19 protein-coding genes and 1 tRNA gene are annotated in these 23,746 nt (G+C 68.4%); 10 read left to right on the top strand and 10 right to left on the bottom strand.

Features of this window, described 5'->3' with window-relative positions:
• Positions 1-10: 10 nt before the first annotated feature.
• The gene (locus G6N35_RS16860) at positions 11-979 is read right to left on the bottom strand and encodes a TerC family protein (protein WP_163805288.1); all 969 of its coding nucleotides are present in this window, start codon (positions 977-979) and stop codon (positions 11-13) included.
• A gap of 220 nt (positions 980-1,199) precedes the next feature.
• Between G6N35_RS16860 and G6N35_RS16865 the strand changes: the two genes are divergently transcribed.
• The 5 genes from G6N35_RS16865 to G6N35_RS16885 are packed head-to-tail and all read left to right on the top strand — an operon-like array spanning position 1,200 to position 8,772.
• Positions 1,200-5,093, top strand: coding sequence for a Pls/PosA family non-ribosomal peptide synthetase (locus G6N35_RS16865; protein WP_163805289.1), 3,894 nt, complete (start codon positions 1,200-1,202; stop codon positions 5,091-5,093).
• Positions 5,090-6,430: a M1 family metallopeptidase gene (locus G6N35_RS16870; RefSeq protein WP_163805290.1), complete on the top strand. Its 1,341-nt coding sequence runs from the start codon at positions 5,090-5,092 to the stop codon at positions 6,428-6,430. The genes G6N35_RS16865 and G6N35_RS16870 overlap by 4 nt, the downstream gene beginning before the upstream one ends.
• 26 nt (positions 6,431-6,456) lie before the next feature.
• A complete protein-coding gene (locus G6N35_RS16875; RefSeq protein WP_163807735.1) occupies positions 6,457-7,707 on the top strand; it encodes a lipopolysaccharide biosynthesis protein in 1,251 nt (416 codons plus the stop codon).
• Complete coding sequence (locus G6N35_RS16880; protein ID WP_163805291.1) at positions 7,682-8,437, top strand: polyprenyl-phospho-N-acetylgalactosaminyl synthase PpgS; 756 nt, start codon at positions 7,682-7,684, stop codon at positions 8,435-8,437. Before G6N35_RS16875 ends, G6N35_RS16880 begins: the two co-directional genes overlap by 26 nt.
• A complete protein-coding gene (locus G6N35_RS16885; RefSeq protein ID WP_163805292.1) occupies positions 8,434-8,772 on the top strand; it encodes a DUF2304 domain-containing protein in 339 nt (112 codons plus the stop codon). The genes G6N35_RS16880 and G6N35_RS16885 overlap by 4 nt, the downstream gene beginning before the upstream one ends.
• Here the strand turns inward: G6N35_RS16885 and G6N35_RS16890 are convergent.
• Positions 8,769-9,707, bottom strand: coding sequence for an NAD-dependent epimerase/dehydratase family protein (locus G6N35_RS16890; protein WP_163805293.1), 939 nt, complete (start codon positions 9,705-9,707; stop codon positions 8,769-8,771). The two genes, G6N35_RS16885 and G6N35_RS16890, sit on opposite strands and share 4 nt — an antisense overlap.
• 35 nt (positions 9,708-9,742) lie before the next feature.
• Between G6N35_RS16890 and G6N35_RS16895 the strand changes: the two genes are divergently transcribed.
• Together G6N35_RS16895 and G6N35_RS16900 are read left to right on the top strand one after the other, a co-directional pair.
• Entirely contained in the window at positions 9,743-11,551 is a 1,809-nt protein-coding gene (locus G6N35_RS16895) for a hypothetical protein (RefSeq protein ID WP_179967373.1), read from the top strand.
• A 24-nt stretch (positions 11,552-11,575) separates the two neighbouring features.
• Positions 11,576-11,947, top strand: coding sequence for a carboxymuconolactone decarboxylase family protein (locus G6N35_RS16900; RefSeq protein ID WP_163805294.1), 372 nt, complete (start codon positions 11,576-11,578; stop codon positions 11,945-11,947).
• A gap of 32 nt (positions 11,948-11,979) precedes the next feature.
• Here G6N35_RS16900 and G6N35_RS16905 read toward each other — a convergent pair.
• Together G6N35_RS16905 and G6N35_RS16910 are read right to left on the bottom strand one after the other, a co-directional pair.
• Positions 11,980-12,055: transfer RNA gene (locus G6N35_RS16905), tRNA-Thr, on the bottom strand.
• A 38-nt stretch (positions 12,056-12,093) separates the two neighbouring features.
• Positions 12,094-13,308, bottom strand: coding sequence for a DNA polymerase III subunit delta' (locus G6N35_RS16910; RefSeq protein ID WP_163805295.1), 1,215 nt, complete (start codon positions 13,306-13,308; stop codon positions 12,094-12,096).
• 94 nt (positions 13,309-13,402) lie between these two features.
• Here G6N35_RS16910 and G6N35_RS16915 point away from each other — a divergent pair, with 94 nt between their 5' ends.
• Complete coding sequence (locus G6N35_RS16915) at positions 13,403-15,001, top strand: adenylate/guanylate cyclase domain-containing protein (RefSeq protein ID WP_163805296.1); 1,599 nt, start codon at positions 13,403-13,405, stop codon at positions 14,999-15,001.
• A gap of 77 nt (positions 15,002-15,078) precedes the next feature.
• Here G6N35_RS16915 and topA read toward each other — a convergent pair whose 3' ends face one another.
• From topA to G6N35_RS16930, 3 genes are all read right to left on the bottom strand, one after another.
• The gene (gene topA / locus G6N35_RS16920) at positions 15,079-17,886 is read right to left on the bottom strand and encodes a type I DNA topoisomerase (protein ID WP_163805297.1); all 2,808 of its coding nucleotides are present in this window, start codon (positions 17,884-17,886) and stop codon (positions 15,079-15,081) included.
• Positions 17,887-17,999: 113 nt separating this feature from the next.
• Positions 18,000-18,578 (bottom strand): hypothetical protein, encoded by a 579-nt coding sequence (locus G6N35_RS16925; protein ID WP_163805298.1) that lies wholly within the window; start codon positions 18,576-18,578, stop codon positions 18,000-18,002.
• Between the two features lie 126 nt (positions 18,579-18,704).
• Positions 18,705-18,908: a cold-shock protein gene (locus tag G6N35_RS16930; protein ID WP_003925183.1), complete on the bottom strand. Its 204-nt coding sequence runs from the start codon at positions 18,906-18,908 to the stop codon at positions 18,705-18,707.
• 297 nt (positions 18,909-19,205) lie between these two features.
• Between G6N35_RS16930 and G6N35_RS16935 the strand changes: the two genes are divergently transcribed.
• Both G6N35_RS16935 and G6N35_RS16940 read left to right on the top strand, forming a co-directional pair.
• A complete protein-coding gene (locus tag G6N35_RS16935; RefSeq protein WP_163805299.1) occupies positions 19,206-21,560 on the top strand; it encodes a DNA 3'-5' helicase SftH in 2,355 nt (784 codons plus the stop codon).
• Between the two features lie 304 nt (positions 21,561-21,864).
• Entirely contained in the window at positions 21,865-22,887 is a 1,023-nt protein-coding gene (locus tag G6N35_RS16940; RefSeq protein ID WP_163805300.1) for a PAS domain-containing protein, read from the top strand.
• 18 nt (positions 22,888-22,905) lie between these two features.
• Here G6N35_RS16940 and G6N35_RS16945 read toward each other — a convergent pair whose 3' ends face one another.
• Genes G6N35_RS16945 through G6N35_RS16950 form a run of 3 tightly spaced genes read right to left on the bottom strand, consistent with a single transcriptional unit; the run spans position 22,906 to position 23,742 of the window.
• Complete coding sequence (locus tag G6N35_RS16945) at positions 22,906-23,247, bottom strand: Rv3654c family TadE-like protein (protein WP_246224338.1); 342 nt, start codon at positions 23,245-23,247, stop codon at positions 22,906-22,908.
• Positions 23,216-23,506, bottom strand: a complete 291-nt coding sequence (locus G6N35_RS27390; protein ID WP_246224624.1) for a TadE family type IV pilus minor pilin — start codon at positions 23,504-23,506, stop codon at positions 23,216-23,218. Before G6N35_RS27390 ends, G6N35_RS16945 begins: the two co-directional genes overlap by 32 nt.
• A gap of 32 nt (positions 23,507-23,538) precedes the next feature.
• Positions 23,539-23,742 (bottom strand): DUF4244 domain-containing protein, encoded by a 204-nt coding sequence (locus G6N35_RS16950; RefSeq protein ID WP_163805302.1) that lies wholly within the window; start codon positions 23,740-23,742, stop codon positions 23,539-23,541.
• Positions 23,743-23,746: the final 4 nt, after the last annotated feature.

The raw sequence follows: 23,746 nt of genomic DNA on the forward strand, positions 1-23,746 counted from the left end.
GCTAAAGGTGTCAGGGCTTGTCGACCACGCGGGTCTTGATCAGGCTGGCCACCATCGTCAGGAACAGCGTCAGGATGATGACCGCCAGGCTGAGCAGGGTGGGAATCTCCGGGACTGCGACGTGCTCGCCGCCGTTGATGAACGGCACGGTGTTCTCGTGCAGCGCGTGCAGCACCAGCTTGACCCCGATGAAGAACAGGATGAACGCCAGCCCCTGCGACAGATACACCAGGCGGTTGAGCAGATCACCGAGCAGGAAGTACAGCTGGCGTAACCCCATCAGCGCAAAAAGGTTGGCCGTGAACACCAGATACGGTTCGCTGGTCAGCCCGTAGATCGCCGGGATCGAGTCCAGCGCGAACAGCAGGTCAGTGGTGCCCAGCGCCACGATCACCAGGAACATCGGGGTCATCAGCCGCTTGCCGCCATCTTTGATGTACAGCTTGAGCCCGTCCCACTTGTCAGTGGTGTTCAGGTAGGTGCGAGCAAAGCGCACCACCGCGTTCTCGGCGTCGTCGTCGTGGTCGGTGTCACGGACCAGCTTGATCGCGGTGAACACCAGGAATGCGCCGAAGATGTAGAAGATCCACGAAAACTGCTTGATCGCAACCGCTCCCAGCGCGATGAAGATTCCGCGGAACACCAGGGCGAGCACGATCCCGACGAGTAGCGCCTGCTGCTGGTACACCTTGGGCACGTTGAAGCTGGCCATGATGATGATGAAGATGAACAGGTTGTCCACCGACAGGCTGTACTCGGTCAGCCAGCCGGCGAAGAACTCCAGCCCGAACTGGCTGCCGTGGAAGTTCCATACCCAGATGCCGAACGCAATGGCCAGGCTCACATAGAACGACAAATAGATCGCACACTCGCGCATCGTCGGTTCGTGTGGCCGACGCGCGATGACGATCACATCGAACAGCAGCACGGCCACCGTCACACCGAGGGTGATCAGCCATTCGAGCTGGGACACGTTCACAACAAGACCTCCGGGCGTCAGGAAACGTCCGAGGTCTCTTCCGCCGCATACCAGCCGCGGCCCGCGGCACCGGACAGCCGATGGACGGCCGCCGTGGTGACGACACCGCGACGAAGGAATACTCCCCTCACCCAGCAGTCTCCCAGGTAGTCCCAGGACAGCACAAACCGAGCTGCGTCCGACGCTCCCCCGTCATCGGGGACGCCTAGTATCCACAGTCGTGGCGACGCCGGAAATTCCCGCTCAGTACCTGCTCTCGGAGCATGCTCCGGCCCCGCGCACGCTCATCGACATCCTCTACGACACCGCGGCGCGCTACCCCGACGCGCCGGCCATCGACGACGGCACCGTGGTGCTGACCTACTCCGAGCTGATCGCCGACATCGAGGACAGCGTCGATTGGCTGGGCGCCCGGGGTATCGGCCGGGGAGACCGCATCGGCATCCGGATGCCGTCGGGCAGCTATGCCCTCTACGTCGCGATCCTCTCGACGCTGGCCGCCGGTGCGGCCTACGTCCCGGTCGACGCCGACGATCCGGAGGAGCGCGCGCACCTGGTGTTCGGCGAGGCCCAGGTGGTCGGCGTGATCACCGATGCGGGGCTGACCCGCGGCACCGGGTCCTCACGGGGCTGGCGGGCGACCGCCCCGCTCGGCCGCGACGACGCGTGGATCATCTTCACCTCCGGCTCCACCGGCACCCCGAAAGGCGTGGCGGTGACGCACCGAAACGCCGCGGCGTTCGTCGATGCCGAAGCGCAGATGTTCTTGCAGGACAACCCGATTGGACCGGGCGACCGGGTACTGGCCGGACTGTCGGTGGCGTTCGACGCCTCCTGCGAGGAGATGTGGCTGGCCTGGCGGCACGGCGCCTGCCTGGTACCCGCGCCGCGGGCCCTGGTCCGCAGCGGGATGGACCTCGGTCCCTGGCTGGTCGCCCGCGACATCACCGTGGTGTCCACCGTGCCCACCCTGGCCTCGCTGTGGCCGGCCGAGGCGTTGGAGGCCGTCCGGCTGCTGATCTTCGGCGGCGAGGCCTGCCCGCCCGAGCTGGCCGAGCGGCTGGCGGTCGAGGGCCGCGAGGTGTGGAACACCTACGGGCCCACCGAGGCCACCGTGGTGGCCAGCGGTGCGCGGCTGGATGGGCGCAGCCCGGTCAGTATCGGCCGCCCGCTGCCCGGCTGGGATCTGGCAGTGGTGGACGCCGAAGGCAACCCGGTGCCCCTCGGCGGGGTCGGCGAGCTGGTGATCGGCGGTGTCGGGCTGGCCCGCTACCTCGATCCGGAGAAGGACGCCGAGAAGTACGCCCCGATGGAATCACTGGGCTGGGCGCGGGCCTACCGCAGCGGCGATCTGGTGCGCCTGGAAGCCGACGGGCTGTACTTCCAGGGCCGCGCCGACGACCAGGTGAAGGTCGGTGGGCGCCGGATCGAACTCGGTGAGGTGGACTCCGCACTGGTGAACCTGCCCGGTGTCAGCGGCGGTGCGGCTGCGGTGCGGCGTACGGCGAGCGGCACGCCGATGCTGGTCGGGTATATCGCGAGCACCAACCCGGACTTCGACCTGGCCGCCGCCCGGGCCCGACTGGCCGAGGAACTGCCTGCCGCACTGGTACCGCGGCTGGTGCTGATGGACGAACTACCCACCCGCACCTCCGGGAAAGTCGACCGCAACGCGCTGCCGTGGCCGCCGCCCGGCTACCAGGAGTCCGAGCCGGACCTCGGCGGCACCATGGGCTGGCTGGCCGGGCTGTGGCGCGACGTCCTCGGCGCGGTTGTCGACGGACCCGAGGCGGACTTCTTCGCGCTGGGCGGCGGGTCGCTGTCGGCCGCACAGCTGGTGGCGGCGCTGCGCGACCGGTTCCCCCAGCTGACCGTGGCCCAGCTCTACGACCATCCGCGACTGGGTTCGTTGGCCGAGTTCCTCGACGAGCAGGCCCCCGCGGTCGCGGTGACCCCGCGCGACGTCGCACCCACGCCGGTCACCACCCAGGCCGCGCAGGTTCTGCTGTCGGTGCCGCTGGCCACCCTGACCGGGCTGCAGTGGCTGATCTGGCTGGCGCTGATCAACAACGTCGCCGCCGCCGTCCACCCGCTGCCCTGGCTGACCCCGGTCAACTGGTGGCTGGTGGTCATCGGCTTCCTGCTGTTCATCACCCCGATCGGCCGGATGGGGATCGCCGTGCTGGGTGCCCGCACGCTGCTGTCCGGGCTGCAGCCCGGCACCTACCGGCGCGGCGGCTCCGAACACCTGCGGGTCTGGCTGGCCGAACGATTGGCCGACGCCAGCGGCGCCGAGAACCTGGCCGGCGCACCGTGGCTGGTGTACTACGCGCGAGCCCTGGGTAACACCGTCGGCAAGGGCGTGGATCTGCATTCGGCGCCTCCGGTGACCGGCATGGTCAAACTCGGCCACCGCTGCTCCATCGAGCCGGAGGTGGATCTGACCGGGCACTGGATCGACGGCGACCTGTTCCACGTCGGGCCGATCACCGTCGGCAACGACGCGACGATCGGGGCCCGCACCACCCTGTTCCCCGGTGCGGTGGTGGGCAAGGACGCCGATGTCGCACCCGGTTCGGGTGTGGTCGGCAAGGTGAAGAACGGCCAATACTGGAAGGGGTCGCCGGCGGTGAAGTCCGGCAAGGCCCGCCATCCCTGGCCGCAGCACCGCCCGCCGCGGGCTACTCAATGGGTGGCGATCTACGGCCTGACCTCGATACTGCTCGGGGCGCTGCCGCTGGCCGCACTGGCCGCCGGGCTTGCGGTGCCGGCGTTCATCGCCCGGCACACAGTGACCCTGCGCGACGCGATAGTGGTTGCCGCGCCGTGGATTCCGGTGGCGGCCCTGGCGGCGATGGCGATCTACGCGCTGGTGACCGTGGTGCTGGTGCGGCTGCTCTCGTTCGGGTTGCGAGAGGGCTACCACCCGGTGCGCAGCCGGATCGGTTGGCAGATGTGGGCCACCGAACGGCTGATGGATGCCGCGCGCAACTACCTGTTCCCCATCTACGCCAGCCTGCTCACCCCGTGGTGGCTGCGGCTGCTGGGTGCCAAGGTGGGCCGCAACACCGAGATCTCCACCGCCCTGCTGACACCGAAGTTCACCGTCATCGAGGACGGCGCGTTCCTGGCCGACGACACCATGGTGGCCTCCTACGAACTCGGCGGCGGCTGGATCCATGCCGCGAAAGCCACCGTTGGCAAGCGGGCCTTCCTCGGCAACTCCGGTATCACCCAGCCGGGCCGGCGGGTTCCCGACGACGGCCTGGTGGCGGTGTTGTCCGCCGCCCCGCACAAGGCCAAAGCCGGGTCGTCGTGGCTGGGCAGCCCGCCGATCCGGCTCCGCAGGCATGCCGACGAGGCCGACGCCGCACTGACCTACCAGCCGCCGCTGCGGTTGAAGGCCATGCGCTCGGCCGTGGAAACCTGCCGACTGCTCCCGGTGATCGTCACCTTCGCCATCGGCGTGGCGGTGCTCGTGACCCTGCAGGCGCTGGCCCTGCGGTTCGGCTACGGCTGGGCCGGGCTGGCAAGTGGAGTCCTGCTGCTGGTGGCCGGCGCCGTCGCGGGCGGTGTCGCGGTGGCCGCCAAATGGCTTGTGGTGGGCCGGATCCGCGCGGTGGAGTACCCGCTGTGGTCGTCGTTCGTCTGGCGTAACGAGGTCTCGGACACCTTCGTCGAGACGGTGGCCGCACCGTGGTTCGCCCGCGCCGCCAGCGGCACACCCGTGATGAACCTGTGGCTGCGCGCGCTCGGCGCGAAGATCGGCCGCGGCGTGTGGTGCGAGACGTACTGGCTGCCCGAGGCGGATCTGGTGACGCTGCAGCGCGCCAGCACGGTCAACCGGGGATGCGTGGTGCAGACCCACCTGTTCCACGACCGGATCATGCGGATGGACACCGTCATCCTCGAAGAAGGCGCGACACTCGGACCGCACTGCGTGGCCCTGCCTGCCGCCAAGCTGGGCGCCGGCGCCACCGTCGGACCGGCGTCGTTGGTGATGCGCGGGGACGAGGTCCCGCCGTCAACGCGATGGCAGGGCAATCCCATTGCACCATGGGTCATTTCGCGGAAGAAGTCTCGGGACAGAAGCCCCGAGGAAGCGGCGGCATGAAACGGCCCCCCAAGAAGGCCGTCAAGAAGAGCGGTAACGCCCCGGTGATCGACCCCTACCTGCCCGCCAACGGCAACTTCGGCTATCGGGTGTCGCGATACGAGCTGGACCTGGAGTACAAGGTCGCGATCAACCGGCTGACCGGGACGGCCACCATCACCGCCGTGACGCTGGCGTCACTCAAGACATTCACCCTCGACCTGGCCGATGCGCTCTCGGTGACCAAGGTGGTGGTCAACGGACGCCGGCCGGCGAATTTCCGCACCGGCAACGCCAAGCTGCACATCACCCTGAGCACGGCACTGCCGGCCGGCGCCGCGATGTCGATCGAGGTGCGTTACGGCGGATCCCCCCGACCCATCAGAAGCTATTGGGGGGAAGTCGGTTTCGAGGAGTTGACCAACGGGGTGCTGGTGGCCGGGCAGCCCAACGGCGCGGCGTCCTGGTTCCCCTGTGACGACCATCCGAGCGCCAAAGCCAGCTACCGCATCCAGATCAGCACCGACAGCCCGTACCGGGCGCTGGCCAACGGGGAACTGGTGTCGCGGCGGGTCCGGGCAGCACACACGGTGTGGACCTTTGAGCAGCCCGAGCCGACATCGACCTATCTGGTGACCCTACAGATCGGGATGTACGGCGTCCACAAGCTGCCCAAGGCGCCGGTACCGATGCAGGCGGTGTTGCCCGACCGGCTGCAGCGCAACTTCGATCACGACTTCGGCCGCCAGCCGCAGATGATGAAACTGTTCGTCAAGCTCTTCGGCCCCTATCCGCTGTCCAACGGGTACACCGTCGTGGTCACCGACGACGAGCTGGAGATACCGCTCGAGGCGCAAGGGATTTCAATCTTCGGCGCCAACCACTGCGACGGCTCGCGCAGCTCGGAGCGGTTGATCGCCCACGAGCTGGCCCACCAGTGGTTCGGGAACAGCGTGACCGCCCGGCGATGGCGGGACATCTGGCTGCACGAGGGATTCGCCTGCTACGCCGAATGGTTGTGGTCGGAGAACTCCGGCGGTCAGACCGCCGAGCAATGGGCACGGCACTACCACCAGAAGCTTGTCAGCGCGCCGCAGGACATGGTGCTGGCCGACCCCGGGCCGCGGGACATGTTCGACGACCGGGTCTACAAGCGTGGCGCACTGACCCTGCACGTGTTGCGCACCACCATCGGTGACGACAAATTCTTTGCGCTGCTACGGGATTGGACGGCCCGCCATCGGCACGGCACCGTCGTCACCGACGACTTCACCGGCTTGGCCGCCAACTACGCCGACGTGTCCCTGCGTCCGCTGTGGAATGACTGGTTGTTCTCCACCGAAGTGCCGCGGTTGTGACCGACGCAGGTGCCTCTTTCGACGCGCTGAGCGCCACCGGCCCCGATCAGGTCCGCAGCGCCGCGATCAGCCGCGGCAGCGTCGCCCGGGTCGGGGTGGCCACCGCGATCTCGGCGGTGTGCGGGTACGCCGTGCTGTATCTGGCCGCCCGCGCCCTGGATCCGGCCGGCTTCTCCGTCTTCGGCGTCTTCTGGGGCGCCTTCGGTCTGGTCGGTGGCGCCGCCTACGGCCTGCTGCAGGAGTCGACCCGGGAGGTCCGCACCGCCGGCTACGTCGAGGTGGCCGACGGGCCGCGCACACACCCGATGAGGGTCAGTGCCGGGCTGGGTGTGGTCGGTGCTCTGGTGATGGCCGCGACCTCGCCGCTATGGGCACCGCACGTGTTCAGCGAGGCCCGCCCGCTGTCGGTGGCGCTGCTGGCCGCCGGGTTGGCCGGCTTCTGCCTGCACGCCACCTTGCTCGGACTGCTCGCCGGGATCGGGCAGTGGGGCCAGTACGGCGCATTGATGGTCGCCGATGCCGTCATCCGGGTGCTGGTAGCCGCAGCGACGTTCCTGCTGGGCTGGGGTCTGGTCGGGTTCCTGTGGGCCACTGTCGGTGGCGCGATCGGGTGGCTGCTGTTACTGCTGGTGTCGCCGACCGCCCGCACTGCGGCGGCGCTGCGTACGCCGGGTGGCACATCGACGTTCCTGCGCGGGGCGGCGCACTCGATCGCCGCGGCAGGCGCCAGCGCGGTCCTGGTCATGGGCTTTCCCGTGCTACTGAAGGCCACCTCCGGTGAACTGGGCGCGGCAGGTGGCGTGGTGATCCTGGCGGTGACACTGACCCGCGCACCGCTGCTGGTGCCGCTGACCGCGATGCAGGGCAACCTGATCGCCCACTTCGTCGACCATCGCGGCCACCGGCTCAAGTCCCTGGTCGCACCGGCCGCCGTGGTGCTGGCGCTGGGCACCATCGGGGTGCTGGCAGCCTGGCTGGCCGGCCCCTGGCTGATCCGGGTGGCCTTCGGCGCCGAATACACCCCCGACGGGGTGCTGCTGGGCTGGCTGACGGCCGGCGCGGTGGCGATCGCCCTGCTGACCCTGACCGGCGCGGCGACGGTGGCCGCCGCCCAGCACCGGGCGTACTCGATCGGCTGGGTCGGCGCGACGGTGGCCTCGGCTCTGCTGCTGACATTGCCGCTGGGCCTGGCCGAGCGCACCGTGGTCGCACTGCTGTGCGGCCCGCTGGTCGGCATCGCCGTTCACCTGTATGCACTGGCCCGCGCCGGGCGCTGAACGGGCCGGGATCAGCGTGTACGTTGTGGGCATCGACACGACGGCCCACCCCGACGCCTGGATCATCGTCCCCGCGTACAACGAAGCGGAGGTCATCGGCGACGTCATCACCGACCTTCGCCAGACCTTCGCCCATGTGGTGTGTGTCGACGACGGAAGCCGCGACGACACCTCCGAGATCGCCCTGCATGCGGGAGCCCACGTGGTGCGACATCCGGTGAACCTGGGCCAGGGCGCGGCCATCCAGACCGGCGTGGAGTACGCCCGCAGCCAGCCGGGTGCGAGCGTGTTCGTCACCTTCGACGCCGACGGCCAGCACCGCGTCAAAGACGTCCTGTCGATGATCGACCGACTGGCCAGGGGCGACGTGGACATTGTCGTCGGCACCCGGTTCTCCGGGACGACGGTCAGCCACACGCCGCCGTTGAAGAAGCTGATCCTGCGCACCGCGGCCGCACTGAGCCCGAGCAGCCACCGACTCGGCCTCACCGACGCCCACAACGGGCTGCGGGTGTTCAACAAGACGGTGGCCGACCACCTCAACCTCACCATGAGCGGAATGAGCCACGCCAGCGAGTTCGTCGCGCTCATCGTCGAAAACCACTGGCGGGTCGCCGAAGAACCCGTCGAGATCCTCTATACCGAGTACTCGATGTCCAAGGGGCAGCCGCTGCTCAACGGGGTGAACATCGTCTTCGACGGGTTCCTGCGCGGAAGGATGCGCCGATGAACTGGATTCAGGTGCTGCTGATCGCGGCGGTCATGGCGCTGCTGGTGTACCTGCTGCGCTCCCGCACCAACGCCAAGGCCAAGGCCTGGGTCAAGGTGGGCTATGTGCTGTTCGTCGTCGCCGCGATCTATGCCATCCTGCGCCCGGACGACACCACGGTGCTGGCCAATTGGCTCGGTGTGCGCCGCGGTGCCGACCTGATCACCTACGCGCTGATCATCGCGTTCGTGTTCACCACGCTGAGCACCTATCTGCGGTTCAAGGAGCTCGAGTTGCGTTACGCCCGGCTGGCCCGCGCGGTCGCGCTCGAGGGCGCCCGGGTACCCGACGCTTAGCGCAGCGCCTGGAAGTACTCGACGGTGCGGCGCACGCCCTCCTCGAGGTGCACAGTGGGGTGCCAGCCAAGGATCATTTCGGCCTTGCGGACATCGAGGCAGGAGCGGGTCAGATCGCCCAGGCGTGCCGGAGCGGTGGCGGGTTCGTCGGGCACCCCGACGACCTTGGCGACCGTGGTGTGCAGCGCCCGGTCCGAGGTCTCCACGCCGGTGCCGATGTTGAACCGCTGGCCTCCGCCGGCCTGTCCTGAGGCGCGGATGAACGCATCGACCACGTCGTCGACGAACACGTAATCGCGGGTGTTGGCGCCGTCACCGTAGACCTTGGTGGGCCGGCCCTCCAGCAGCGCGGTGGCAAAGATCGCCACTACCCCGGCCTCGCCGTGCGGGTTCTGCCGCGGGCCGTAGACGTTGGCCGGAGCGATGTGCGAACACTCCAGCCCGTAGAGGTGCCGGAAGGTGTTGAGGTAGGTCTCGCCCGCGATCTTGCTTGCCGCATAGGGTGATTCAGGGTCGACGGGCGACGTCTCGTTGGTCGGGTAGTTCTTCGGGACACCGTAGATCGAGCCGCCGGACGAGGTGAAGACCACCTTGCGAACCCCGGCCCGCCGGGCCGCCTCCGCCAAACGCACCGTGCCGATGACGTTGACCGCGGCGTCGAACTCGGGGTCGGCCACCGAGCGACGCACGTCGATCTGGGCGGCGAGGTGATAGACGACCTCGGGCCGGTGCGCGGCCAGCAGACCGATCAGATCGGCGCTGACGATGTCTGCCTCGATGAGTTCGAAACCGCCACTGTGACGCGCATCATCGAGATTGGCGGCGTTGCCGGTACTGAGATCGTCGATGCCCAGCACGGTGTGGCCGTCGGCGAGCAGCCGGTCCACCAGCGTCGAACCGATGAAGCCTGCGGCTCCGGTGACCAATACCCCCATCGGAAACACACTACCGAGGCCGTACAGTCGATGCGATGGCAGTTCCGGCTCGAGTGGCGCGCGTGCCACCGGTCGCGGTGGCAGCCGTCGTCCTGATCGCGGTGCAACTCGTGGTGCGCGCGGTGCTGGCCTTCGGCGGCTATTTCTACTGGGATGACCTGATCCTGGTGGGCCGGGCCGGAACTCAGGGCCTGTTGTCACCGTCGTACCTGTTCGACGATCACGACGGTCACGTCATGCCCGGCGCGTTCCTGCTGGCCGGGGTGATCACCCGACTCGCTCCCTTGATCTGGACCTGGCCCGCGGTGAGCCTGGTGGTGTTGCAGCTGCTGGCCTCGCTGTCGTTGTTGCGGGCGCTGCACGTGATCCTGGGCTGGCGCCCGGTGTTGTTGCTTCCGCTGACGTTTGCGCTGTTCACCCCGCTGGGCGTGCCGGGTTTCGCGTGGTGGGCCGCGGCGCTCAATTCACTGCCCATGCTGGCGGCGATGGCGTGGGTGTGCGCCGACGCAATCATGTTGGTGCGCACCGGGAATCGGCGGTATGCCGGCACCGCTGTGCTGGCATTCTTCGGCGGGTTGTTGTTCTTCGAGAAGGCCGCCGTCATCCCGTTCGTGGCGTTCACGGTGACGGCTCTGCTCCGGCATGTCCAGGGCGATTCGGCTGCGCTGCGCACCGTGTGGCGCGCGGGGATGCGGCTGTGGGTTGCGGCGCTGGCATTGACCGCCGGCTGGATCGGTGTCTACCTGGTGGTCGTCGACCAGCAACGGTGGAGTTCGGATCTGGCGATGACGTGGGATCTGTTGCGCCGCTCCTTCACCCACGGGATGGTGCCCGGATTGGCCGGCGGTCCGTGGCAATGGCAGCGGTGGGCACCCGCCTCGCCCTGGGGGGTGCCGCCGGTCGCGGTGATGGTGCTCGGCTGGGTTGCGCTGGCCGCGGTGATCGCGGTGTCATTGGCCCGTAAGCGACGCATCGGCCCGGTGTGGGTGGTGGCGCTGGGGTATGCGGTGGCCTGTCAGATTCCGATCTATCTGATGCGCTCGTCGAAGTTCACTGCGCTGGAGTTGGCCCAGACGTTGCGCTACTTCCCGGATCTGGTGGTCGTACTGGCACTGCTGGCCGCGGTCGGGTTGTGCGCGCCGAACCGGCTGTCATCGGGATGGCTCGACGCGTCACGGGTCCGCACCACCGTCGTTGCCGGGGTGACCGCGGCGTTCCTGGCCAGCAGTCTGTATTCGACGTCGACGTTCCTGACCAGCTGGAAGGACAACCCCGCGCAGCCCTATGTGCAGAACGCGCTGCGGGGTCTGGCGCAGGCTCGGGCGTCGGCGGCGGCGCCCCTGCTGGACCAGGAGGTGGACCCGCTGGTGCTACAGCGCGTCGCCTACCCGGAGAACCTGGCCAGCCACATGTTCGCGCTGATCCGCGATCGTCCCGAATTCGCCTCCTCCACAACAGAACTGCGGATGCTCGATACCAGCGGCCGGCTAGTGGATGCGAACGTGACCTGGGTGCGTACCATCGTGCCGGGACCCACCCCAGGGTGCGGATACCTCATCCAATCTGATGGCCAGCCCGACTCCGCGGTGCGGATGCCGCTGGACGGGCCGATGCTGCCCGCCGACTGGACCGCGGAGATCAATTATCTGGCCAACAGCGAGGGCTCGATAACGATGAAAATGTCCGAAGGCCCCGCGACCAAGGTGGCGGTGCACCCGGGTCTGAATCGGGTGTTCGTGCGGCTGCCGGGAGCGGGCGACGCGATCACGGTGCGGGCCACGACGGCCGCACTCTCGCTCTGTCTGGCCTCGGGGCCTGTGGGCTATCTCGCACCCCGGCATTAGATCGAGTGTGGAAAAATAGTTCGCATGTCTAACTTACGTGAGGATGGCTTGGAAGTACTTCGGGAAATGCTGCCGGGCATACTGCCTGAGGGCGAGATCGACTTCACCGAGGGATTCGCCAGCGAATTCACGAACATCACCCTGGAGAACGTGTTCGGCCAGCTGTGGACCCGCGAAGGGCTGAGCCGACGTGATCGCAGCCTGGTGACGCTGGGCATCCTGATCGCCCTGCGGGCCACCGACGAGCTCAAGGCGCACTTCCGGATCGCGCGGCAGAACGGTCTGTCCGACGAGGAACTGGCCGAGGTGATCTATCACTCGAGCAGCTATGCCGGCTTCCCGGCGGCCGCCACCGCCAAGACCGTGGCGATCGAGGCGCTGTCCCCGAAGAACTGATGGGGCACGGTTGGCCGCGTCCGCGGAGAACGTGGAGCCGCCTGGGGGAATCGAACCCCCGACCTATTCATTACGAGTGAATCGCTCTACCGACTGAGCTAAGGCGGCGTGGCCGTCGCCGATGAGCGCCGGGCCGAGCGATGAGTCTACAGGTCCGAACGCAGTGCCTGTCCCACGGTGGCCACCATGGCATCGACGGCGAACTTCGGCTTGACGTTCGTCGCCAGCGCCTCCCGGCACTCCAGGACGGCCTCGATGCAGCGCAGCAGCCGCTCCGGGGAGGCGTGCGCGGCCAGGCTGGCCACCTTGTCGGCCATGTCCGGGTGGTTCGGTGCGACCGCTCCTGCCCCGTTGGCGACCAGCAGGGCGTCCCGGAAGTAGGTCGCGAGGTCGATCAGCGCCCGGTCCAGGGCATCCCGCGAGGCGCGGGTCTGTCGCGACTTCTGCCGCCGCTCGAGATCCTTGAGCGCTCCAGCCGAGCCCCGCAGGGCGCCCGCGGCGCCCTTGCCGGTGCCGCCGGCACCCAGGGCGGTACGCAATTCCTCGGTCTCGACCTCGTCCCGCCCGCCGGTCAGGGCCCGGGCCTCGGCTTCTGCGGTTGCCACCAGCTCTTCGGCGGCTGCGTACGCCCGCGAGGGCGTCGCCGCGTCACGCGCCAGTCCCAGGGCGCGGGTCCGACGGTCCCGGGCCTCGGAATCGGTGGCCAGCCGCCGGGCCCGCCCGACATGGCCGCCGCTGACCGAGGCCGCCCATTGCGCCTGCTCGGCAGACAGTCCGTCGCTGTCGATCAGCACCTGCGCGATCGCCGCCGTGGACGGCGTCACCAGCGCCACATGGCGGCATCGCGACCGCAGCGTGATGGCGATGTCCTCGGGATCCACCGATGGTGCACACAGCAGGAAGACCGTCGACGGTGGCGGCTCCTCCACGACCTTGAGCAGCGCGTTGGCCGCACCTTCGGTCAGCCGGTCGGCATCCTCCACCACGACGATCTGCCATCGTCCGGTGCTGGGGCGCCGGGAGGCGATCTGGACGATGGAACGCATCTCGTCGACGCCGATCGAGAGCCCTTCGGGGATGATGCGACGCACGTCGCCGTGGGTGCCGGCCATCGTCGTCGTGCACGCCCGGCATTCCCCACAGCCCGGAGCGCCCGCCGAGGTGCACTGCAGGGCAGCGGCAAAGCACAACGCGGCCACCGACCGGCCGGACCCGGGCGGGCCGGTGATCAGCCAGGCATGTGTCATGGTGCCGGTGGCAGCGACATCGTGAGCGGAATCACCCCGCGCGGCGCGAGCAGCAGCAACGAGCTCGGCTTCCACCGCACTTTGGCCCACCAGCCGCGTAAATACCCCGGACATCACCTTCCGACCCTAGTGTGCAGCAACGACACAGCAGCTCGGCGGTAGGTCAGTAAGGTGCAGATCCGTCGCTCTGGACCGATACGGTGGGTTGGTGAGCACTGCGCCGACCAGCATCGGACGAATCAGCGGATTCATCCGCTGGGTCGCCCGTACGCCGTGGCCGGTGTTTTCCCTCGGCATGCTGCAGGCCGACATCATAGGCGCGCTGCTCGTGCTGGGCTTCCTGCGGTTCGGACTGCCGCCCGCGGACCGCATCATGCTGCAGGACCTGCCTGCGGTGAACCTGGCGATCTTCCTGAGCTATCTGTTCATCTCGTTCGCGGTGGGCGCCTACGTCAGCCTGCGACTGATGGTCCCGGTGTTCCGCTGGCAGCGACGCGACGCGCTACTGGCCGACGATGATCCGGAGACCACCGAGGCAGCCCGGCTGCGTGCGCTGCGGATGCCCGTCTACCGCTCGATGATCAGCATGACGAACTGGGTGCTCGGCGCCGTGGTGTTCATCGCGGCCAGCTGGCCGGTGGCCAGCCATGCGGCGCCGGTGATGGCGGTGGCGACCCTGCTCGGCGCGGCAGCAACCTCGATCATCGGCTATCTGCAGGCAGAGCGGGTATTGCGCCCGGTCGCGGTGGCGGCGCTGCGCGGTGGGCCGCCGGTCAAGTTCCGCCGGCCGGGCGTGATCCTGCGGCTGGTGCTGACCTGGCTGTTGTCCACCGGGGTGCCGCTGCTGGCCATCGTGCTGTCGGTGGTGGCCGCCAAGTTCTCGCTGCTGCAGGCCTCCGCCGACCAGCTGTTCACCCCGATCCTGCTGATGGCGATCGCCGCACTGGTGATCGGCCTGGCGGGTAACCTGCTGTCCGCCATGGCGATCGCCGACCCGCTGCGCCAGCTGCGCTGGGCACTCGGCGAGGTCCAGCGCGGCAACTACAACGCCCACATGCAGATCTACGACGCCACCGAGCTGGGGCTGCTGCAGGCCGGCTTCAACGACATGGTGCGCGACCTGTCTGAGCGGCAGCGGCTGCGCGACCTGTTCGGCCGCTACGTCGGCGAGGACGTCGCCCGCCGGGCCCTGGAGCGCGGCACCGAACTGGGCGGCCAGGAACGCGACGTCGCGGTGCTGTTCGTCGACCTCGTAGGCTCGACCCAGCTGGCCTCGACCCGCCCGCCCAGCGAGGTCGTCAACCTGCTCAACGAGTTCTTCCGCGTGGTCGTCGACACCGTGAAGAAGCACGGCGGGTTCGTCAACAAGTTCCAGGGTGACGCCGCACTGTGCATCTTCGGCGCGCCGATCGAGCACCCGGACGCCTCGGGCGCCGCGCTGGCCGCGTCCCGTGAGTTGCACGACGAACTCGTCGAGGTGCTGGGCCAAACCGACTTCGGCATCGGGGTGTCGGCCGGGCGCGCGATCGCCGGACACATCGGTGCCCAGGCGCGGTTCGAATACACCGTGATCGGCGATCCGGTGAACGAGGCGGCCCGGCTCACCGAGCTGGCCAAGCTGGAGAACGGCCACGTGCTGGCGTCGGCGATCGCGGTCAGCGGCGCGCTGGACGCCGAGGCGCTGTGCTGGAACGTCGGCGAAATCGTCGAACTCCGCGGGCGCACCGCTCCGACGCAGCTGGCCCGCCCGGCCAAGCTGGCCATGCCGGTCAGGCGGCCCGAGGTCGCCAGCGACATCGCCGGATAGCGCTATCGTCCAGATCGACGAATTGGGTTATCCCACTTGGCTTTTCGCACCCGTTTGTCGGTTTGGGCGCGACGAGGTCAGGCTTTCTTGGCGGCCTTCTTCGCCGGGGCCTTCTTCGCCGCAGCCTTCTTGGCCGGCGCCTTGCGGGCGGCCTTCTTGACCGGCCCACGGGCGCGGCGGTCGGCCAGCAACTCCGACGCACGTTCGTCGGTGATGCTCAGCACGTCATCGCCCTTGCGCAGGCTGGCGTTGGTCTCGCCATCGGTCACGTAAGGACCGAACCGGCCGTCCTTGATCACCATCGGCTTGCCCGACGCGGCGTCGGTGCCCAGCTCACGCAAGGGCGGTGCGGCCGCGCCCTGGCGGCCACGGCGCTTGGGTTCGGCGTAGATCTTCAGCGCGTCTTCGAGGCTGATGTCGAAGATCTGGTCCTCGGTGGCCAGTGAGCGAGAGTCGGTGCCGCGCTTGAGGTACGGGCCGTAGCGGCCGTTCTGCGCGGTGATCTCCTCACCGTTTTCCGGGTCCACCCCGACCAGCCGCGGCAGCGACAGTAGCTTGAGCGCGTCCTCGAGGGTGACCGTCTGCAGGTCCATCGAGCGGAACAGCGAGCCGGTACGCGGCTTGGGTCCGGTGGGCTTCTTGGACTTCTTGGCCGTGACGCCGCCGTCCTCGTCCGGCGGGGGCGGCAGCACCTCGGTGACGTACGGGCCGTACCGGCCGTCGCGGGCCACGATCTCGTGTCCACTGTCCGGGTCGACGCCGAGCACCCGGCCCTCTTGCGGTGTGGCGAACAGCGTTTCGGCCAGCTCCAGGGTCAATTCGTCCGGAGTGATCTCGTCGGACAGGTTGGCCCGTTGCGGGGTGGGCTCGCCGTCCTCGCCGGTGATCATCCGCTCCAGGTAGGGCCCGTTCTTGCCCACCCGCACCACGATCGGGCGGCCCTGCTCGTCGTCAAAGAGCTTGATGGAGTTCACTTCTCGGGCGTCGATGCCCTCGAGGTTCACGCCGACCAGCTTCTTGAGGCCACCGGCCCGCGCGATCGAGTCGGCCACGCCGTGCTCGCCACCGAAGTAGAAATTGGACAGCCAGTTGGTGCGACGCTCGTGACCCGAGGCGATCTCGTCGAGCTCGTCTTCCATCGCGGCGGTGAAGTCGTAGTCCACCAGCCGTCCGAAATGCTGCTCGAGCAAGCCGGTGACCGCGAACGCCACCCAGGACGGCACCAGGGCACTGCCCTTCTTGTGCACGTAGCCGCGGTCCTGGATCGTCTTGATGATCGAGGAATACGTTGAGGGACGGCCGATTCCGAGATCCTCGAGCGCCTTGATCAAGGACGCCTCGGTGTAGCGGGCGGGCGGGTTGGTGTTGTGTCCGTCCGCGGTCAGCTGGGTGGCATCCACCCGCTGGCCCTGCCGCAATTGGGGCAGTCGGCTCTCGGCGTCGTCGGCCTCACCGCCGGCCAGTTCGTCGACGGTCTCGACGTAGGCCTTCAGGAAGCCGGGGAAGGTGATGGTGCGCCCGCTGGCGGTGAAGACCACCTCGCGGCCGTCGGCGGCCGTGCCGGCTATCCGCAGGCTCAGTGTGGTGCCGCGGGCGTCGGCCATCTGCGAGGCCACCGTGCGCTGCCAGATCAGCTCATAGAGCCGGAACTCGTCGCCGTCGAGTTCGCGGTGCAGGGCACCCGGGGTGGCGAAAGTGTCACCGGCGGGCCGGATCGCCTCGTGCGCCTCCTGGGCGTTCTTGACCTTGCGGGTGTACTGCCGCGGCGACGGGTGCACGTACTCGTCGCCGTAGAGCTGACGGGCCTGGTTGCGGGCCGCGTTGATGGCCGACTCCGACAACGTCGTCGAGTCGGTACGCATATAGGTGATGTAGCCGTTCTCGTACAGCCGCTGCGCCACACTCATCGTGCGCTCGGAGCTGAACCGCAGCTTGCGACCGGCCTCCTGCTGCAGGGTGGAGGTCATGAACGGGGGGTACGGGCGGCGGGTGTAGGGCTTCTCCTCCACCGAGGCCACGCTGAGGCTGGCCCCGCGCAGGCCAGCGGCCAACGCCCCGGCGGAGGCCTCGTCGAGCACCAGCACCTCGTCGGGCTTGCGGACGACGCCGAGCGAGTCGAAGTCGCGCCCGGTGGCCACCCGTTTGCCGTCCAGCGTGACCAGACGGGCGTTGAAACGCGGCGGTGCGGCATTCGGGTCGGACACGCTGGCATCCAGCTCGGCGAGCACATCCCAGTACGACGCGCTGCGGAACGCCATGCGGTCGCGTTCCCGCTGCACGATGATGCGGGTCGCCACCGACTGCACCCGGCCGGCCGACAGCCGCGGGGCTACCTTCTTCCACAGCACCGGGCTGACCTCGTAGCCGTACAACCGGTCCAGGATGCGGCGGGTCTCCTGCGCGTCGACCAGGTCGTTGTCCAGGTCGCGGGGATGCTCGGCGGCGGCGAGGATGGCCGGTTCGGTGATCTCGTGGAACACCATGCGCTTGACCGGCACCCTGGGCTTGAGGGTTTCCAGCAGGTGCCAGGCGATGGCTTCACCCTCGCGGTCACCGTCGGTGGCCAGGTAGAGCTCGTCGACGTTCTTCAGCAGGTCCTTGAGCTCGCTGACCGTGCTCTTCTTCTCCGGGCTGATGATGTAGAGCGGCTCGAAGTTCTGCTCCACGTTGACCCCGAGGCGGGCCCAGGGCTCGGATTTGTACTTCGCGGGCACGTCAGCGGCGTTGCGCGGCAGGTCACGGATGTGCCCGCGGGACGACTCCACGATGTAATTGGAGCCCAGGTAGCCGGCGATTTTGCGCGCCTTGGTCGGCGACTCGACGATGACGAGCCGTCGCACGCGGCCATTGCCGCCGCCGCTGTCGCGGGTTTCGTCGTCAGCCAACTGCGCTTACGCTCCACTTCTGTCGTGCCCACCGGTACCCCCGGCCTCGCGGGCACCCCACAATGTGGCACCCCGGACGGGCCGACGCAAACCGACCCCCCACACGGAATGTCTCAGATTGTGGGCCACGCTGACAACGCCTCCGTGTCATCCGGCGGTTCCCCCACGTTCTCTACCAGGCGCGATAGCCGTCTGCGTCCACTGATTCGCAACGCCGGCCTAGACCCTCTTGTTCCGATCAGGGTGGGTGCGATTCCCACCCGCATCAGCGCTGACGCGAGCGGCGAGTGAGTGTCGGGGGCGTGCGGGTCCAGTCCCAGCAGATAGCGATCGGCCTCCGGCGTCCCGGCCGCCAGTGTCCAGGCCCGTAATTGCCGGGGCCCGGGCAGCCATTGCGGCGGCACCGTCTTGACCGCCCCGCGCGTCCACTCCTTCGCGGTGACCACCAGCCGGTCGTCCACCGCGGTGCGCACCAGCGGAGTGTCCTCCTCGGTGCGGGTGATCTCCGGCTGCAGACCAGCCTCGGTGATCATCTCGGCCAGCGCGGTGGCCCGCCAGAGGTCTTCGACCACCACCGACAGCCGCGCTCCACCGGAGACCATGACCACCTGTCCAGCTGCCGCAAGCATCCCGGTGAGGTCGGCGACCGCGGGCGGCACCGACTCAGCCGAGAAGAAGGACAGCTGACTCACGACTCGACACTAAGCCAGTCGGCGACCAGCGCCATGTCGCCGAGCCGTATGACACCAGAAAACGAAACACCCCCGGCGGTGCCCGTCACCGGGACGCACGGGGGTGATTCTGTATGTCGCTGCTGATCAGATAGAGCGCACGCCTGTGGCCTGCGGTCCCTTGGGGCTCTGACCGACCTCGAACTCGACCCTCTGGTTCTCCTCAAGGGTGCGGAAGCCCGACCCCTGAATTTCCGTGTAGTGGACAAACACATCCGCAGAACCGTCCTCGGGGGCAATGAACCCGAAGCCCTTCTCCGCGTTGAACCACTTCACAGTTCCCTGTGGCATCTTTCGTACTTTCCTTCTCTTGCTACCGGGTGCGGCCGACCGAGTTTTCGGCAGACCGGGCCCGTTCCGACCGCCATCCTTCGTGGAGTTGTCGGAACTCACCCGACCTACAGACCCTCGCAGGAACCGCGATCGCAACGTCGATCCTGCGATTGTGAAGACACGAACACAGAAGCTGCGACCGCCCTTATCCAATCACGTTCAGCGCACTTGCGACAGTCTCACTGCTACCAACTGATGAACAATTCGATACAACCGTTGTGCAGCGGTGTCACGGAGCCGGAGAGGAGGTCGGGGGTGGCGAGTTTCGGCAGTGAATTGCTGACCGTCGCGATCGCCGGCGCGGACTCTGCTGCCGGGGCATTGCGACACGTCGCGGAGATCCCCGCGCGCGCCGCCGTCAGCGTCGGGTGGCCGGCGTGGGTTCAGCCAGATGTCCTCCGCGCGTTCCATGATCGCGGAATTGTGGCACCGTGGTCCCACCAGGTTCAGGCCGCGGACCTGGCCCATGCCGGGCGCCATGTCGTCATCAGCACCGGCACCGCATCGGGCAAGTCGCTGGCCTTCCAGTTGCCCATCATGGATGCGCTGGCTCGCGACCCGCGGGCCCGGGCACTGTATTTGTCGCCGACGAAAGCGCTTGGCCACGACCAGCTGCGGGCCGCCCACTCGTTGGCTGCAGCGGTGCCGGCGCTGGCCGACGTCGCGCCGACGGCCTATGACGGTGACACCCCCACCGAGGTACGTAGATTCGCCCGCGAACGCTCCAGGTGGCTGTTCTCAAACCCCGACATGATCCATGCGGCGTTGTTGCGCAACCACGCCCGGTGGGCGGTGTTCCTGCGCAACCTGCGCTACATCGTGGTAGACGAATGCCATTACTACCGAGGGATATTCGGATCCAACGTCGCGATGGTGCTGCGCCGGCTGCTGCGGCTGTGCCAGCGGTACGCACCAGCCTCCGAGGATCGGCGGGCCGGACCGGGGGCCTGGTCGGGCCCCACGGTGATCTTCGCCAGTGCCACCACCGCGGCCCCGGGTGAGACGGCCGCGGAGTTGATCGGTCAGACGGTGGACGCGGTCACCGAGGACGGTTCGCCACACGGAGCGCGCACCGTTGCCCTCTGGGAACCGGAGTTGCGCACCGATCTGCTCGGCGAAAACGGGGCTCCGGTGCGGCGCTCGGCGGGCGCGGAGGCGGCGCGGATGATGGCAGACCTGGTGGCCGAAGGGGCCAGGACGCTGACCTTTGTGCGCTCGCGGCGTGGGGCCGAGCTGACCGCGCTGGGAGCCCGGGCCCGACTGGAGGACATCGCGCCGCAGCTGCTCGAGACGGTGGCGTCCTATCGTGCGGGCTATCTCGCCGAGGATCGCCGGGATCTCGAACGCAAGCTCACCGACGGCGAATTGCGTGGGCTGGCAACGACGAACGCGCTTGAACTGGGCATCGACATCGCCGGCCTGGACGCGGTGTTGCTGGCCGGCTTCCCGGGCACCGTCGCCTCGTTCTGGCAGCAGGCCGGCCGGTCCGGGCGTCGCGGCCAGGGGGCGTTGGTGGTGTTGATCGCGCGCGACGACCCACTGGACACCTACCTGGTGCACCATCCCGCCGCCCTCTTGGACAAGCCCGTCGAGCGGGTCGTCATCGACCCGTCCAACCCGTACGTGGTGGGACCGCAGTTGCTCTGTGCAGCAACCGAATTACCGCTCGAATCCGCCGAGGTCCGGCGCTGGGAGGCCGAGTCGGTGGCCGAGGAGCTGGTCGACGACGGGTTGTTACGCAAACGCGGCGAACGGTACTTCCCGGCGCCGGGACTGGACCCGCATCCGGCCGTGGACATTCGCGGTTCGGCGGGCGGGCAGGTGGCCATCGTGGAGGAGGACACCGGCCGCATGCTCGGCAGCACGCCGGCCGGCCAGGCACCGGCAACGGTGCACCCCGGCGCGGTCTATCTGCATCAGGGCGAGAGCTATGTGGTGGACTCGCTGCGGCTGGAGGACGGGGTGGCCTTCGTGCACGCCGAGGACCCCGGCTATTCGACATACGCGCGCGAGATCACCGACATCACGGTGAGCGGCCCCGGCGAACGGGTGCGATACGACGCGGTGACGCTGGGCCTGGTGCCGGTGTCGGTGACCCACCGCGTCATCGGGTATCTGCGCCGGCGCCTGTCCGGCGAGGTGATCGACTTCGTCGAGCTCGACATGCCTGAGCAGTCACTGCCCACCACCGCGGTGATGTACACCATTGCCCTGGAAGCGTTGGTGGACAACGGAATCGATGTGGTACGGATCCCCGGCGCACTGCACGCCGCCGAGCACGCCGCGATCGGGCTGCTGCCATTGGTGGCCAGCTGCGATCGAGGTGACATCGGCGGCCTGTCGACCGCGATCGGGGAAGGTGGCCTGCCGACGGTGTTCGTCTACGACGGGCACCCGGGGGGAGCCGGTTTCGCCGAGCGGGGCTACCGGCTGGCAACCACCTGGCTGGGCGCGACGGCAGACGCGATCGAATCGTGCGAGTGCCCGAACGGCTGCCCGTCGTGCGTGCAGTCCCCCAAGTGTGGGAACGGCAATGATCCGCTGGACAAGGTCGGTGCGGTGCGCGTCCTCAGGCTCATCCTCGCCGAGCTCGCCGCCGCCGGCACCTGACTGTTGGCGGCCGACCGACCCCTCGCACGGTCGACCTCCAGGCGTCGGTGCCAACGCGGCACAAGCTGGTGCCCCGCTCTGCTGGAGGCCCGAAGGGCGATGCGCAATCGCCGTCGAGGAACAGCCGGACAACTCGATCCGTTCCTCCGTCCGACGAGTCGGACCTAGCGAAAAATACCCAAGCAATTGGGCCCCGGCAAGGATCTGAACCCCACATGCAGCGGTCGTGACCACGATGTGACGCCATTGTGCTGTTTGATCTCGCGACAAACCGGCCAACCCGGCGCCGAATAAACTCCTAGCCATGGACCAGGACTGGCTGCTGGTGGAGACGCTCGGCACCGAACCCGTGGTCGTTGCGCAGGGCCGCCGGATGAAGAACCTGGTGCCGATCACCGCGTTCCTGCGGCGCCATCCGCACCGGGCGGCGATCCAGACCGCGATCACCGAGACGGTGATCGCGGGGACGAGCCTCGCCAGCATTACCCCGAAAAGCGATCGGGTGATCCGTACCGAACCGGTCACGATGTCCGACGGCAAGGTGCACGGTGTGCACGTGTGGATCGGACCGGCCGACGCCGAGCCGCCGCAGCGCCCGATTCCCGGTCCGCTGATCTGGGACATGACCGCGGGCGAGGCGACCGACACCGTGGAATCGCTGACGAACTCCGGGATGAACCCGGCTCAGGAACGCACCCACGGTCGCGCTTTCGTCGAGGATCTACCCAGCCGGGACCTCCACAAGAACGAGGCCCGGGTGCTCGCTATGGCCGTCGATACCGCGCCCGGGCGCACCTATTGCAGCAGCTGGGATTTCACCGACAAGCTGGGCGGCTTCCGCCGTGTCGGCTTCGTCGTGCGCACCGCGATGGAGCCCGCCGCAGACGGCACCGAGCACCTCATTGCCCGCGCTATGAACCTGGTGGGCGAACTGGACGAGACGGACATCCCGACCGGCCTGCTGGCCCAGCGAATCCTGAAGGGTCTTTCGCAGCGCGGGGTGTACCGGGCGATCGTCGACCTGGGCAGCTGGCATCTGCTCAAGTGGCTCGACGAGCCGTGCCCGCATTACGACTGGCGCCAGGGTATGCAGTTCCATCCCGACGACAGGACGAAGCTCGAACCGATGGTCAAGGAGTTCGAAACCGGTTCGACCAGTAGGGTTTTGCGGCTCCCCGCCAACGGCAGCGGATGGGTGCCGATGCATATCATGGCCAACCGCATCGAACTGGACAACGGCGTGTTCGCCGGGCTGATCACGCTGCGGCTGCCGACCGACGCCGAACTGGCCGAGGCGGGCCTATCGGGCGCTGGGAGCACCACCTGACCGGTCCCTGCCCGGGCTCTATTCGACCGGCCCTGCACGGGCCACGGCCCGCGCGGACCCCACGCCCGCGTTGATCACCACATCGAGCTGCTCGACCTCGCACCGCAGCAGCGAGGCGTTCATGGCTGCGGTGACCGCAGCGGCCTGCCGGCACGCGGTGCCCGGCCCCTGTGGCAGCCATACTGCCGCGGCCAGCGCCGCGAGGTCCGCGGCCGCCTGGGCGCGATGGCGGCCCACGACCGCCGAGCCGATCTGGACACCAGCCAGTGTCACCACCACGACCACGACGATCAGCAGCGCACCTAGGACCGTCGCCGCGCCGTTGTCGTCACTGACCCGGCTCGGTCGCCGCGAGCGCACCGGCCGAGATGACGATGCCGGGAAGCAACGCCGATCGGGAGCTGACCCTGGCCTCCACGAAGCCGCCGGTGCGCCGCAGCTCCACCCCGGCACCCGGCGGAGCCACCCGCCGGGCCGCCGCATCGGCGGCGACGGTGTCACCACGAGCGGCCAGCCTGGCCGCCTCCCTGGCCGCATCGACACAGCGGAGCTGAGCGGAAATCGCAGTGACGCCGCCGACACAGCAGACCAGCACCACCACCAACGCGGCGATGGCCAGGGCCGCCTCGACCGTGCTGAAACCGGCATCGGCTAGACGTTGGTGTTCAGCGCCCGGCTGATGATGTTGGTCAGTGCTCCGACGATGGAATCGCCGGTGACCACGCTGTAGAGGATCGCGCCGAAGGCCGCCGCGGCGATAGTCCCGATAGCGTATTCGACGGTGGACATGCCGGATTCGTCGGCGCCCAGCGCCGCGATCCGCACCTTGAAGTCTCGTAATGAACTGTTGCTCAATGCT

It is taken from the genome of Mycolicibacterium anyangense, from assembly GCF_010731855.1.
GTDB classification, from domain to species: domain Bacteria; phylum Actinomycetota; class Actinomycetes; order Mycobacteriales; family Mycobacteriaceae; genus Mycobacterium; species Mycobacterium anyangense.